The organism is Bosea vaviloviae, from assembly GCF_001741865.1.
GTDB lineage: Bacteria > Pseudomonadota > Alphaproteobacteria > Rhizobiales > Beijerinckiaceae > Allobosea > Allobosea vaviloviae.
Genome location: NZ_CP017147.1, coordinates 360,564 through 373,263 on the forward strand (window position 1 = coordinate 360,564; position 12,700 = coordinate 373,263).

Sequence of the window (12,700 nt, forward strand, 5' to 3'; positions counted from 1 at the left end):
CAAAAACCTTAGAAGGCGCCCATTGAACGAAGCGTTAAGGTTGAGGCCTTGCTCACATCTGGATGTCAGTTAAAGCTCTGAGCATGTCTCTGTTTGCAATCTATACTCGTGTGCTCGGCGAGCTCGGTCCCGAAAAGCGGCTCGGCCTGATCCTGGCGCTCGCCAATATCCTGCTCGCAGCGGCGGCTTTCGCCGAGCCGATGCTGTTTGGCGCGCTGATCGACAAGCTCTCAGCCGTGCAGGGCGCCGGCCAGCGTCTCGCCTGGAGCGATCTCAACGCCTTGATCCTGGCCTGGGTCGGCTTCGGCCTGTTCACCATCGCGGCCAGCGTTTTCGTCTCGCTGCATTCCGACCGGCTCGCCCATCGCCGCCGGCTCGCCGTGATGGCGAACTATTTCGAGCACGCGCTGACACTGCCGCTCGCCTACCACACCCAGACCCATTCCGGCCGCGTGCTCAAGGTGATGCTCGACGGCACCAGCGGCATGTGGGCGCTCTGGCTGTCCTTCTTCCGCGAGCATTGCGCCAGCCTCGTCGCGCTTTTCATCCTGCTGCCCTTCACGCTGTGGAAGAACTGGCAGCTCGGCCTGCTGCTGATATCGCTCGTCGTGCTCTTCGGCGCGCTGACTGCCTATGTGCTGCGCAAGACCGACAAATTGCAGAGCAATGTCGAGGCCTATCACTCAAACCTCGCTGAACGGGCCTCGGACGCGCTCGGCAATGTGCCGGTGATCCAGAGCTTCACCCGCATCGAGGCCGAGGTGCGCGGCCTGCGCTCGACCATCGCGAGCCTGCTGGAAGCGCAGCTCCCGGTCCTGTCCTGGTGGGCCATCGCGACAGTGGCGACGCGCGCCTCGGCGACGCTGACCGTGCTCGCGATCTTCGTCGTCGGCGCCTGGCTCTTGATGCAGGGTCTCACGACCGTCGGCGAGATCGTCACCTTCATGGGCTTTGCCACCATGCTGGTCGGCCGCCTCGAGCAGATCGTCGCCTTCGTGAACTTCATCTTCATGCAGGCGCCGAAGATGCGCGAATTCTTCGAGGTGCTGGACACGCTGCCCGCCGTGCGCGACCTGCCCAGCGCCAAGGATGCCGGGCGCTTGTCGGGCGCGGTCGCCTTCGAGGACGTGTCCTTCTCCTATGACGGCAAACGCGCCGCCGTACAGGACGTCTCCTTTGCGGTGAAGCCGGGCGAGACCATCGCCATCGTCGGCTCGACCGGCTCGGGCAAATCGACCACGCTCGGCCTGCTGCACAGGGCCTTCGACCCGCAATCGGGCCGCATCACCGTCGATGGTCTCGACATCCGCGACATCTCGCTTTTGTCCCTGCGCCGCAATATCGGCGTCGTCTTCCAGGAGCCGATGCTGTTCGCACGCTCGATCCGCGAGAACCTCACCGTCGGCAAGCCCGACGCGACCGACGCCGAGATGATGGAGGCGCTCGACCGCGCACAGGCCACCGAGGTGATGGCGCGCCAGACCGACGGGCTCGACACCCTCGTCGGCGAGCGCGGGCGGACCCTCTCGGGCGGCGAGCGCCAGCGCCTCTCGATCGCACGCGCCTTGCTCAAGAACCCACCGATCCTGATCCTCGACGAGGCGACCTCGGCGCTCGACGCCGCCACCGAGGTCAAGCTGCAGAAGGCGCTGGAAGAGGTGATGAAGGGGCGCACCACCTTCGTCATCGCCCACCGCCTCGCGACCATCCGCAATGCCGACCGCATCCTGGTCTTCGAGCAGGGTCAGGTCATCGAGATGGGCTCCTTCGAGGAGCTCGTCGCCAAGGGCGGGCGTTTCGCCGCGTTGGCGCGGGCCCAATATCTTGTCACCGACAAGCCGGCGGCACTGGCAGAGGAGGCTACGAGCCCGCTGGCGGCCAAGATCACATTTGATTGAGGCGAACGCCTCGCCTCGATCTTGCATCGTTCTCGGTGCAGCAAACAGGCGAGCAAAACGCCATCCTAATGCGGTAAGCTGAGGCAGGTTGCCCTGGCGGCAGTTTCCGCATGCCCTTTTCAAACCAATCATTTCGGGACGGCCCCTTGAACACCATGATCCTCCGCCTCGCCTGCGCCTGGGCAACCGTTGCCGCTTTCCTGCTCTTCGGAAGCGGCCTGCTCGGCCAGCTCGGCGCGCCGCTGGCGTCTGCAGCGATCTTCCTGTGGCTGCTGGGGATCATCATCTGGGCGGCGTTCGGTGTGGTTCATGAGGCGGAGATCCTGGCCGGTCGGCTCGGCGAGCCTTTCGGGACGCTGATCCTGACGCTCTCGATCGTGATCATCGAGGTGGCGCTGATCTCGGCTGTGATGCTTGGGGCCAAGGGCGCGCCGACGCTGGGGCGCGACACCATGTTCGCGGTGCTGATGATCGTGCTCAACGGTGTGGTCGGCATCGGCCTGCTGGTGGGCGGCCGACGCCATTTCGCGCAGAGCTACAATCTGAAAGGCGCGTCTTCTTATCTCGCGGTGATCATTCCCCTGACCGTGATCCCGCTTGTGCTGCCGAATTTCACGACATCGACCAGCAACGGCACGCTGACGACGCTGCAATCGGTCTCTTTCTCGCTGTTCACCATCACGCTCTACGGTGCCTTCCTCGTGCTCCAGACCGGGCGCCACCGCTCTTTTTTCCAGGAGCCGACGCGCGAGCAGGCGCCGCTGCCTCGTACCGCCATGCCCGGCGATGACGAGCCCAGCGAGAACGACCGCGGCCATGACGATCCAGGCGGCGCGACCGCGACGCATGTCGTCCTGCTGCTCGCCAACATCCTGCCGATCGTCATCCTGGCGAAGAGCCTCGCGGCGGTGCTGGATTTCGGCATCATCAAACTCGGTGCTCCCGTCGCGCTCGGCGGTATCCTGATCGCCATGGTGGTGTTCACGCCGGAATGCATCGCGGCGCTGCGGGCGATCAGCGCCAACCAGCTCCAACGCGCGATCAATCTGTGCCTCGGCGCGGCGGCCTCGACGCTCGGCCTGACCGTGCCGGCCGTGCTCGCGATCGGCCTGTTGACGGGGCAGGAGGTCGTGCTCGGCTTGTCGGGAACCAATATGGTCATCCTGGCGATGACGCTGCTGCTCTCGACGCTGACCTTCACCGGCACGCGCACGACGATGCTGGAGGGCGCGGTGCATCTCGCGGTGTTCTTCGTGTTTTTAGTGCTGGTTTTCAGCCCGTAAGGGCGCCGCTGACATCACCCCAGAGGTAATCGACCTCCGCCCCGAATGTCTCCAAGGTCTCCGCGAAGCACGGCAACAGACCCCCGCGAGAGAGACCGCTATGACCGCCTACGCCATTGCCCATCTGCAGGACGTCGATCTCGGGCCGGAGATTTTGAGCTACATCAGCACGATCGACGCGACCCTCATCCCGTTCGGCGGCCGCTTCCTGGTTCATGGGGCGACGCCGGAGGTCGTGGAAGGGCCATGGCCGGGCGATCTCGTCATGATCGCCTTTCCCGACATGGAGGCAGCGCGCGGCTGGTACGCTTCGCCCGCCTACCGGGAGATCCTGCCGTTGAGGACGAGGAATTCGACAAGCGTCACCATGTTGGTCGACGGTGTGCCCGAGGGCTACAAGGCGACGCAGGTGCTGGCCAAGCTCGGCTGAACCGGCCGCTCAGGTCGCCTTGCCGTTCGACCTCGGTCCAGCCGCGATGGCCGGCGCTCAGTAGATCCCCTCGACCGGAAGCCCCAGCGCCATCGAACCCGCATATTGCGCCTGCGGCCCCGATTGCAGCGGATGATAGCGCGCAGCCTGGATGTCGCGGAAACGCCGCTCCAGCCCGGTTGCCCTGAAGAAGCCGGCGCCTCCGGCCAGTTCCATCGCGAGCTCGACCGTGGCGATCGCGTGACGGGCGACAAGCTGTCGGCCCATCATCACGTCGTTGATGGTCGTGGCGGAGGGCGCGTTGAGGCGCACCGAGGCGAGCATCCAGTCGCGCGCCAGCCGCGCCGCGGCGAGTTCGGTATCCATGCGCCCTGCAAGCTGAATCGCGTGCTGGCCCGGCTGCTTTCGCTTGGTCGCAGCAATCGCGATGTCGCGCGCGCTCTCGGCGACGCCGAGATAGACCGAGTAAATCAAGGGAAACGCGATCGTCGCGATGATGTGGAACAAGGGATGCCATTCGCCTGCCTTGCGCCGGACCGCGACTGCGGCTTCGGGCACGATGTGGCCTTCGATCAGAACGTCGTTCGAGCCGGTGCCGCACATGCCGAGCACGCGCCAGTTGTCGAGCACTTTCACGTTTGGAGAGTTCATCGGAACGCCAAAATGGAGAACCGTCGATGGCTCGCCCTCCGCCTCGAGAACCGCGCTGGTCATCAGGAGATCGCCGGCAGGCGAGCCTGACGTAAAAATCTTACGCGCCGAAATGCGGTAGCCGCCATCCACTTTCTCGGCCTTGCCCGACCCACCAATCCAATCGGAGCCGCCGCTCGACAACAGGATGATACGCTCCTGCGCAACGCGCTTCAGCAGCGGCTCGACAGCCATGACCTTCAGATGGCTCCACCGCCAGGCCGGGATAGCGACCTGATGCGTGTGCATCGAAAAGGCGAGCGCGGTCGAGCCGCAATGATAGGCCAGCGTCCGTAGCATTTCGGCCAGTTCATCGACATTGGCGCCGCCGCCGCCAAGCTCGACCGGCACGCCTGCCTCGACCAATCCCGACGATTTCAACAGCGCGAAGTTGTCGGCGACGAAACTGTCCTCGTCGACGGCCTGATCGGCCCGCTTTCCGAAGATCGCCCCCAGTTCGCTTGCGATATCGGCGATGTCGCGCCGTTTTCCGATATCCATCCTCAATGGCGCGTTCGTGCTCATCACGTTCCTCCCTCGTAGGAAAGTCGATGCGAAGGAGCGTATTTGGACCGCGAATGGCGATCCAGTTCACGAACTGTACTGGCGCATCTTGCCCGCGGCGAAATCTTGATCGCAGCCGAAATTTCTGAGATTTCCGTTGCGGTATGGTAAGGTGACAACCCGCTGCCTCACTATCGATACGCTCTTTGCGCGCAGCTATCTCCGGAGGGCGGCTCAGTTGCCCGACAAAGCCGATCGCGGAAGTTATGGGCAATTCTGCCCCGTCTCGATGGCGGCGGAGATCGTCTGCAGTCGCTGGACCGCCCTCGTGGTGCGCGAACTCCTGTGCGGCACGACCCGCTTCAACGATCTACGACGCGGCGTGCCGCGCATGTCGCCTTCGCTGCTGTCGAAGCGATTAAAGGAGCTGGAGGATGCGGGCGTGATCGCGGCAACGCCATCCGGCCAACCCGGTGCGATGAACTACAGGCTGACGGAGGCCGGTGAGGATTTGCGCGGCGTGATCATGTCGCTCGGCTTTTGGGGACAACGCTGGGTCGAGTCGTCCATGTCACTGAAGAACCTCGATCCGTCGCTTCTGATGTGGGACATGCGGCGTGGCCTTGAGCCATCGCCGCTGCCGCCGCGACGCTGCACCATCAACTTCATCTACCCGGAGTTGAGCGCCGATCGCAGGTCGTGGTGGCTGGTGGTCAATGGCGAGAAGGTCGATCTGTGCCTCACCGATCCAGGCTACGAGATCGATCTTTACGTGCGCAGCTCGCTGCGGACGATGACGGCCGTCTGGATGGGCATCTCGCAGCTGAGCACCGAGGTCGAGGCCGGCAACATCCAGTTGACCGGCGACAAGGCGATTGCCCGGTCGATCCATCAGTGGCTCGCCCTGTCGCCCTTCGCCAAGGCGGAGCGCGCCGTCAAGAACTGAGGTCGTTCAAAACGGCGCGGCCCAGTCCCGCAACCAGCGGGGGCAAGGCCGGGAGCCGGATGGCGGCGAATTCGCGTCCCCTCGATCCGGGCTGAGCGAGCGGGTTCAGGCCGCCTTGCCGTTCACCGAGAGCTCGGTCTCGATGAACGCCTTGACCTCCGCAGCCGCAACGCCCGGCGCGATGAAGCTTTTGCCGATGCCATGCGCCAGGATGAACGTCATGGCGCCGCGCTTGACCTTCTTGTCCTGCGCCATCGCCGCGACGATCTCGTCGGCGCTGCCAGCTCCGCCCGGCACCTGATGGAGCCGGCTCGGGAGCCCGACGTGGTCGAGATGGCGGGCGACGCGGACCGCGTCCTGACCCGAGCACAGCCCCAGGCGCTGCGAGAAGCGGAAGGCGAGCGCAAGCCCGATCGCAACCGCCTCGCCATGGACGAGACGCGTCGAATCGTAGTTCGTCAATCGCTCCAGCGCATGTGCGAAGGTATGGCCGAGATTGAGCAGCGCCCGGTCCCCCTCCTCGCGCTCGTCACGCGCGACGATCGCGGCCTTGGCCCGACAGGCGACCGCCACCGCATGATCGCGCTCGGGCCCGCCGGTGATGATCCGGCTCCAATTGATCTCGCACCAGTCGAAGAAGCCGGCATCGTCGATCAGCCCGTATTTCACCACCTCGGCATAGCCGGCCTTGAACTCGCGCTCGCTCAGCGTGTCGAGCAATGCGGTGTCGGCGATGACCAGCGCAGGCTGGTGGAAGGCACCGATCAGGTTCTTGCCATGGGTGGAGTTGATCCCGGTCTTGCCGCCGACGGAGGAATCGACCTGGGCCAGGAGGCTCGTCGGAATCTGAATGAAGCGCACGCCGCGCCGCAGCACCGCGGCCGCAAAGCCGGTGAGATCGCCGACGACGCCACCGCCAAGCGCGATGACGAGATCCTGGCGCTCGATCTTGGCCGCCAGCAGCGCGTCGCAGAGCTCGATCAGCCTCGCATAGGATTTCGAGGCTTCGCCCGGCGGGATCACGATGCGGGTCGCCGCGATCCCCTCCTGGTGCAGGCAGGCCTCGAAGGCCGGGGCATGCAATGCCGCGACATGCGCGTCGGTCACCAGCGCCGCCTTTGCGCCGGGCGCGAGTCGCGCGATCAGGGCCGCCGCCTCGCAAAGCTGGTGGCGGCCGATATGGATATCGTAGGAGCGGCCTTCGAGCGCGACCGGGACGATGATCCGCCCGCCCGGGTTTTCGTGAGCTGGAATAGTCATGACTCTTGCGACCCACAGGATTTTTGCGACCCACAGGATTCTTGCGACCCAGAAGGCGGCGGCCGCAGATGCTGACCGAGCGCCACCACGACATCCTCGACCACGACGTCCAGGGGATCGTCGCGCGAGATCAAGGTGAGGTCGGCCAGCGCATAGACCGGCTCGCGCTCGGTCAGCATCCGGCGCAGCGTCGCGTCGGGATCGGCGGTCTGCAGCAGCGGTCGGTTCGAGCGCTTGCGGACCCGGCGCATCAGCACCTCGGGCTCGGCCTTGAGCCAGACCGAGATGCCAAGCTGAGCGATGCGCTCGCGCGTCTCGGCATTCATATAGGCGCCGCCGCCCGTTGCCAGCACGAGCGGCGCGCGCGTGGTCAGGATGCGGCCGATCACCCGCCGCTCGCCGTCGCGGAACTCGCTTTCGCCGCGCTGGGCGAAGATCTCGGGGATGCTCATGCCCGCCGCCGTTTCGATCTCGGTATCGGCATCGACGAAGGGCAAACCGAGCCGGGTCGCCAGCTTGCGGCCGACCGCGCTCTTGCCCGAGCCCATCATGCCGACGAGCACGATCGCGCGCTGGCCCAATGCCGCACGCAAATCTTCGCGATCCACACGTAGACCCTTGCTATCTCGTTGGTCGAGCGTCTCGACAATCATCATTGTGGCATTTCCTCAACGCCCGTTTAGCATGAGCGATCACGCGCCGTCATGCCCTCACGAAACCTTGCCTTCCCCGCAGTCTCGCGCCGGCCCTTGCGCCGTCCGGGCCGCTTCGGGAATAACCGACAAGTCCCGATTCCGGGCCAGAACTTCTGGGGGTCGCCACGCCGTGCCGACGCTGTTCAGATTCGTCGCCTTTCTCGCCATTCTCGGCGGGCTGGTCTTCGGCGGCATGGTCGCGCTGGTGACGTTCGTCCAGCCCGAACCGCGCGAGATCATCGAGATCGTGCCGCCAGCCAAGCTGCAACCGCGATGAGCCGCGAGGCGCGCGCAAGGCTGAAGGCCTTCCTCGACATGCTGGCGGCCGAGCGCGGCGCGGCCCGCAATACGCTGGAAGCCTATGAGCGCGACATCGACGACTACCTGGAATGGCTCGGCGGCAAGGCATTGGGCGATCTTGCGGCGGACGATATCCGCGGCTGGCTCGGCGACATCGCCGCGCGCGGCCTCAAGGCGTCCTCGGCTGCGCGCAAGCTCTCGGCCGTGCGCCAGTTCCATCGCTTTCTCTACACCGAGGGTCTCCTGCCCAACGACCCTTCGGCCGCCATCGAGGGCCCAAGGCAGGGCCGTCCCCTGCCGAAAGTGGTCTCCGTCGCCGATGTCGACCGGCTGATCGAAACGGCGCGCCTGGCGAGCGAGCGAGACGGCTTGTCGAAGCCCGCCCGGCTGAAGGCGCTGCGCATGCGCTGCCTGATCGAATTGCTCTACGCCACGGGCCTGCGCGTCTCGGAACTGATCGCGCTGCCGCTCTCGGCTGCGACCACGCGCGAACGCTTCCTGGTGGTGCGCGGCAAGGGCGACAAGGACCGGCTGGTGCCCTTGAACGAGGCCGCGCGCGAGGCGGGGCTCGCTTATCTCGAGGCGCTGCGTCAGGCGGGCGGGGCCGACAGCCGCTGGCTCTTTCCCTCCGATGGCGAAAGCGGGCATCTGACCCGCCAGGCCTTCGCCCGCGACCTCAAATCGCTGACTGCGGCGGCAGGGCTTTCACCCGCCGCCCTGAGCCCGCATGTGCTGCGCCACGCCTTCGCCAGCCACCTCCTGCAGAACGGCGCCGATCTGCGCGTCGTGCAGGAATTGCTCGGCCATGCCGATATCGCCACCACCCAGATCTACACCCATGTCCTCGACGAGCGGCTGAAAAGCATGGTCCGCGACCTGCACCCGCTCGCCGACGAGAATGTCAAATCTCACGAAGTTTGAGCCTGGGGGTGAGATTTCCCATGGAATGTGAGTTTCGATCACCGCCGCGCGACGCGGAATCCAAACCTATCGCAAGTATTTAATTTTTCTTGCCAATTACGTTCGCCCGATGTCGCTTCCGCGTCTGGGCAGGACGTGATTTCTGGATTTGGCCCTCTTGTTGGGGCCGACTGCGTTTCACAATGTATTTGGCGACGTAGTGAGAGTAGCCCATGTGTAGCCGAGCCGATGCGACAGGAGGCGATCACCGGCTTGGAGCCGTCGATGCCGGCCTCCGCGTAAATCTTGCGCAGCTCTTCGACCGCCTCGCAGGCAAAACCTCAGGTGGGCCTACGGGTAAATGTTTGAGAGGCCAAGCGAGATAATCTTGGACGTCGATTACCGACGACCATAGCTTCGCTCACAAGCGGGAAATTCCAAAAACAGGACCGCGCCGAGGGAGCGATCGAATGCCCGGACCGATCTTGCAACCACGAATGCGATCACTGTTCGCGCGGTGTGGCCGGGCGCGGCTTCGCGTGAAACGGCCATAGGGCGAGCCGGCCCCAACGGCGAACAGCATAAGCGTACACGCGTGCGAAGTAACGTTTGCCAGGAGATCGCGTCGGACGCCGACCTCGGTGTTCCCGCACAATTAAAGACCCGCGAGAGCTCGCACGCGCGTTGCGCAATGAAGCTTGCGGAGCAACAGCCCAGTTAGACGGTTATCCCGGGCATACGACTTTCAACCCGCCGTGCTCGCACACGCTGTGATGGCATTTGCCGTCTGCAGGCGGTCGAGCTCGGCTCGGTTGCGGACGAGATAGCGGCACGCCTAGGGCGAGGGGCGTCCGATGCTCCTGACCATACTCGCCCAAGGGAGGTAAGTTATGCTTTTGAAAGGCGTCAGGCCACGAATTTCCGGTCTTTTTGCGATCTCTATAGCGCTCCTATTGAACGTGAGCGCGTTCGATGCGTATGCCCAATCGGTTTCACATGCGGATCGGTGGTCGCAGTGGCAGGCGAAAACACATCTTGTCATCTCAGCCGGGCGGGCAAACTTTCCAAGAATTGCCGCCTGGATGCTGACTGCCGTCAACGATCAGTTTCCCGAAGCCGAGTTTTCCGGTGAAGTCCTCTTCACCGGCAGCGGCTACGGCATAGAACTCAAGAATCTTCAGCGAAAAATAGCGCAGGTCGCCATCACGACCCCATCGGCCACTCCCTATATGAGCTACCACGGCGTCGGAGTGTTCAAGCAAGCTAATCCAAATGTTCGCGGACTCTTCAGAATTGGCCAACGCGACCCGATTACATTCGCCGTACCAGCGGAATGGGGCGTGAATTCTGTCGAAGAACTGATCAAACGCAAAATTCCACTCAAGATCGCCACCGGACATCAAGACGATGATGATACCACCGGCTTCCTCTTCGAGGAGGTGATGAAGGCCTATGGTGTCTCGCTTGCCGAGATGCGGTCATGGGGGGCCAAGATCGAGCCCTACGCATGGGCCGGCCCGGCGCTGCGGGGCATGCTGGCCGGAAAGGCAGATTCGATCTTTCACGAGGCCACTGTAATCGCCAACCCACTCTGGAAGCGCCTCAATGAACAGAAGCCTATGCGGGTTTTTTCGATCAGGCAGGACGTTATCGATGCAATGGCCAAGTTCGGCTTTCGGAAATACGACAAGATCATTGCGAAAGGCTCCTATCCCGGCGTGATCGATGATGTCGTGACCATCGATTATTCGGATTGGGTCATCGTCGGGGACGCCGCCATGTCTGACGATCTCGCCTACAAGATCGTCAAGGGAGCGGCCGAGAACGCAGCTGCTTTTAACCGACAAGACCCGTCCATCAAGCCTGAGGAATCGGGAGAATTGGGCAATCTCAATGCCGATCCGAAGCTCATGTGGAAGAATATCGGCGTGCCACTCCACCCCGGCGCGGAGCGATACTACAAAGAAACGGGGGCTGATGCCCTGACGGTTGCGTGACTTGGCATCCCTTTCGGCTGTCGCTGGAGGGATGCTGGTCAAGAGCGCGAGACGGGTAACGAGCCATTGCTCGACAACGCTCCACAGGAGCATCGCAGGCCAGCGGCCAGGAAGGCCGCATAAGCCAGGACGTCCGGATCCGGGCGAGCCGTTCGCGGCCGATCCGGCTCCGGACCAAGCGTCCCCGAATCCGGAACGGCTTGGCAGGCAGAGCCTTTTTGTCTTGGACCGGGCCTTCGCCGCGCGATCTACTCCCCACCATGAGAAAAGCTGGCCTTCGGCCAAGCTTCGGGAGGAAACAATGCCGCTGATCCGTGTTGAGCCGGTCGAGGACCGCCTGACGGGGCGCTATGCGATCGAGATCTACTATCCGGCCGATGCCGAGCGGCCGCTCGTGACCACGGCGCCGCGTTACAAGAGCGCAGCTGCTGCCGAGCAGGACACGATTGCGATCCTGTCGGCCGCCGCGAACAACCCGCCGCCCGAGGAGCCGGCCAACCGGCGCTAAAGTAGGATGCGAAAAAGTGGGAACCGGTTTTTCGCATAGACCCTGCTCTCACTCTATAGATGAGAGCCGATCCTGACCGAATGTCAGTCACGGCTCGACCTGATATCCGACGGACACTTCGCGTCCCGAGCCGGCCGATTCGAGAATGGCGAGGCAGACTTCCAGCGTCGCCATGCCCCATTCGCCGGAATGCCGGGGCGCAACATTTCGCCTGACCGCGGCATGGAGTTCGTCGAGCACCTCGGCACGGGGAACCTGCGGCGCCGGCAAGGCTTCGAGCCAACGCCGGTCATCGCCATAGATCATGACGCCATCGGCCATTGGCCGCAGGTCGGCCTTTTCGCATGACACGACGATATGGCCGAAGTGGTTGTGCGCCGCCGGAGCGGCCCGTGTCCCCGCCGTGCTCTTGGCGATGCCATACGCGCGAGTATTCTTGAGCGCTGCTTCCTCTTCCGGGGTCGCGACGCCGGCGAGCCCGCGGCGCGCTGCGCCATAGCTTTCGGGATCGCGCTTCTGGCCGAGTTCTCCGAACCAGCCGAGCTGCTCGTCGCTGTCATAGCGGCCATAGCCGCTATAGGTCAGGGTCGCGCTGACGCCGTCAGCGAAGGTGAGAAAGGCCTGATAGGCGCCTTCCGTCGGACGCGCGGGATCGAACCGGCCGGTGGTGGCGCGGACGGTCGAGACCAACCCGCCCGCCAGCAGGCGCACCACGTCGACCTGGTGCGCGGCCTGGCTGAAGACGACGCCGCCGCCCAGCGACGTGTCGAGCTCTTCGGGACGGCGCGGCCGGTAGAGAAAATCGGTGTAGTTCATGGCGACGATCATCCGCGGGGCGCCGAAGCGACCGGAGCGGATCAGCTCGGCCGCGCGCAGATAGGGCGCGTCGAACGAGTGGCTATGGCCGACCATGAGATGGATGCCGCCCAGGCGCGCCGCTTCGATCATTGCCTGGCAATCCGCGAGCGTCAGTGCCATCGGCTTCTCGACCAGGATGTGCTTGCGGTGCTTCGCCGCCAGGCGGACATGCTCGACATGGAACTGATGCGGCGAGGCGATGTAGAGCGCCTCGACGCCCGGGTCGGCGCAGAGCATCTCGGCATCGGCATAAGTCCGCGCGGCCGCATCCGGGGTCGAGAAATCCTGCTCGAACTGCCGGCGCGCTTCCGCTCGCGGGTCAGCCGCGGCGACCAGCCGGGCGCGGGGGTGTTGCGCCAAAGTCGGCAGCATCAGCATGAAGGCGCGGCCGAGGCCAACCACGCCAAGTCGCAAGGGGGTGTTCACGGCGG

The 12,700-nt window shown here is 64.3% G+C and carries 12 protein-coding genes; 8 read left to right on the plus strand and 4 right to left on the minus strand.

What is annotated here, in order from left to right; translation table 11 throughout:
- Nucleotides 1-83 precede the first annotated feature (83 nt).
- From BHK69_RS01695 to BHK69_RS01705, 3 genes are all read left to right on the plus strand, one after another.
- On the plus strand, nucleotides 84-1,898 hold the full coding sequence (locus BHK69_RS01695; RefSeq protein ID WP_069688607.1) for a glucan ABC transporter ATP-binding protein/ permease: 1,815 nt from the start codon (nucleotides 84-86) through the stop codon (nucleotides 1,896-1,898).
- Between the two features lie 155 nt (nucleotides 1,899-2,053).
- Nucleotides 2,054-3,181 (plus strand): calcium:cation antiporter, encoded by a 1,128-nt coding sequence (locus tag BHK69_RS01700; RefSeq protein WP_069688608.1) that lies wholly within the window; start codon nucleotides 2,054-2,056, stop codon nucleotides 3,179-3,181.
- Nucleotides 3,182-3,281: 100 nt separating this feature from the next.
- On the plus strand, nucleotides 3,282-3,611 hold the full coding sequence (locus BHK69_RS01705) for a DUF1330 domain-containing protein (RefSeq protein WP_069688609.1): 330 nt from the start codon (nucleotides 3,282-3,284) through the stop codon (nucleotides 3,609-3,611).
- Nucleotides 3,612-3,668: 57 nt separating this feature from the next.
- Here the strand turns inward: BHK69_RS01705 and BHK69_RS01710 are convergent, their stop codons facing one another.
- Entirely contained in the window at nucleotides 3,669-4,826 is a 1,158-nt protein-coding gene (locus BHK69_RS01710) for an acyl-CoA dehydrogenase family protein (RefSeq protein ID WP_069688610.1), read from the minus strand.
- A gap of 268 nt (nucleotides 4,827-5,094) precedes the next feature.
- On the opposite strand from BHK69_RS01710, the gene BHK69_RS01715 reads away from it, so the two are divergent.
- Complete coding sequence (locus BHK69_RS01715; protein WP_069693277.1) at nucleotides 5,095-5,751, plus strand: winged helix-turn-helix transcriptional regulator; 657 nt, start codon at nucleotides 5,095-5,097, stop codon at nucleotides 5,749-5,751.
- A gap of 105 nt (nucleotides 5,752-5,856) precedes the next feature.
- Here the strand turns inward: BHK69_RS01715 and aroB are convergent, their stop codons facing one another.
- A complete protein-coding gene (aroB, locus tag BHK69_RS01720; RefSeq protein ID WP_069688611.1) occupies nucleotides 5,857-7,011 on the minus strand; it encodes a 3-dehydroquinate synthase in 1,155 nt (384 codons plus the stop codon).
- The gene (locus BHK69_RS01725) at nucleotides 7,008-7,562 is read right to left on the minus strand and encodes a shikimate kinase (RefSeq protein ID WP_244548573.1); all 555 of its coding nucleotides are present in this window, start codon (nucleotides 7,560-7,562) and stop codon (nucleotides 7,008-7,010) included. Before BHK69_RS01725 ends, aroB begins: the two co-directional genes overlap by 4 nt.
- Before the next feature lie 274 nt (nucleotides 7,563-7,836).
- On the opposite strand from BHK69_RS01725, the gene BHK69_RS01730 reads away from it, so the two are divergent.
- The 4 genes from BHK69_RS01730 to BHK69_RS01745 all read left to right on the plus strand — a co-directional run bounded on the left by BHK69_RS01730 (nucleotide 7,837) and on the right by BHK69_RS01745 (nucleotide 11,411).
- Nucleotides 7,837-7,983 carry a histidine kinase gene (locus BHK69_RS01730; protein ID WP_069688612.1) on the plus strand — a complete coding sequence of 49 codons (147 nt, stop codon included), beginning with the start codon at nucleotides 7,837-7,839 and terminating at the stop codon, nucleotides 7,981-7,983.
- The gene (locus tag BHK69_RS01735) at nucleotides 7,980-8,927 is read left to right on the plus strand and encodes a site-specific tyrosine recombinase XerD (RefSeq protein ID WP_069688613.1); all 948 of its coding nucleotides are present in this window, start codon (nucleotides 7,980-7,982) and stop codon (nucleotides 8,925-8,927) included. The genes BHK69_RS01730 and BHK69_RS01735 overlap by 4 nt, the downstream gene beginning before the upstream one ends.
- 869 nt (nucleotides 8,928-9,796) lie before the next feature.
- Nucleotides 9,797-10,903 carry a TAXI family TRAP transporter solute-binding subunit gene (locus BHK69_RS31240; RefSeq protein WP_083269057.1) on the plus strand — a complete coding sequence of 369 codons (1,107 nt, stop codon included), beginning with the start codon at nucleotides 9,797-9,799 and terminating at the stop codon, nucleotides 10,901-10,903.
- 301 nt (nucleotides 10,904-11,204) lie between these two features.
- A complete protein-coding gene (locus BHK69_RS01745; RefSeq protein WP_069688615.1) occupies nucleotides 11,205-11,411 on the plus strand; it encodes a hypothetical protein in 207 nt (68 codons plus the stop codon).
- 87 nt (nucleotides 11,412-11,498) lie between these two features.
- Here the strand turns inward: BHK69_RS01745 and BHK69_RS01750 are convergent, their stop codons facing one another.
- Complete coding sequence (locus tag BHK69_RS01750; RefSeq protein WP_069688616.1) at nucleotides 11,499-12,695, minus strand: Gfo/Idh/MocA family protein; 1,197 nt, start codon at nucleotides 12,693-12,695, stop codon at nucleotides 11,499-11,501.
- Between the last annotated feature and the right edge of the window lie 5 nt (nucleotides 12,696-12,700).

Excerpts from the sequence above, each read along its gene's own strand:
- BHK69_RS01695 (WP_069688607.1), top strand. The coding sequence starts at position 84 with ATGTCTCTGTTTGCAATCTATACTCGTGTGCTCGGCGAGCTCGGTCCC.
- BHK69_RS01700 (WP_069688608.1), top strand. The coding sequence starts at position 2,054 with ATGATCCTCCGCCTCGCCTGCGCCTGGGCAACCGTTGCCGCTTTCCTG.
- BHK69_RS01705 (WP_069688609.1), top strand. The coding sequence starts at position 3,282 with ATGACCGCCTACGCCATTGCCCATCTGCAGGACGTCGATCTCGGGCCG.
- BHK69_RS01710 (WP_069688610.1), bottom strand. The coding sequence starts at position 4,826 with ATGAGCACGAACGCGCCATTGAGGATGGATATCGGAAAACGGCGCGAC.
- BHK69_RS01715 (WP_069693277.1), top strand. The coding sequence starts at position 5,095 with ATGGCGGCGGAGATCGTCTGCAGTCGCTGGACCGCCCTCGTGGTGCGC.
- aroB (WP_069688611.1), bottom strand. The coding sequence starts at position 7,011 with ATGACTATTCCAGCTCACGAAAACCCGGGCGGGCGGATCATCGTCCCG.
- BHK69_RS01725 (WP_244548573.1), bottom strand. The coding sequence starts at position 7,562 with ATGATGGGCTCGGGCAAGAGCGCGGTCGGCCGCAAGCTGGCGACCCGG.
- BHK69_RS01735 (WP_069688613.1), top strand. The coding sequence starts at position 7,980 with ATGAGCCGCGAGGCGCGCGCAAGGCTGAAGGCCTTCCTCGACATGCTG.
- BHK69_RS31240 (WP_083269057.1), top strand. The coding sequence starts at position 9,797 with ATGCTTTTGAAAGGCGTCAGGCCACGAATTTCCGGTCTTTTTGCGATC.
- BHK69_RS01745 (WP_069688615.1), top strand. The coding sequence starts at position 11,205 with ATGCCGCTGATCCGTGTTGAGCCGGTCGAGGACCGCCTGACGGGGCGC.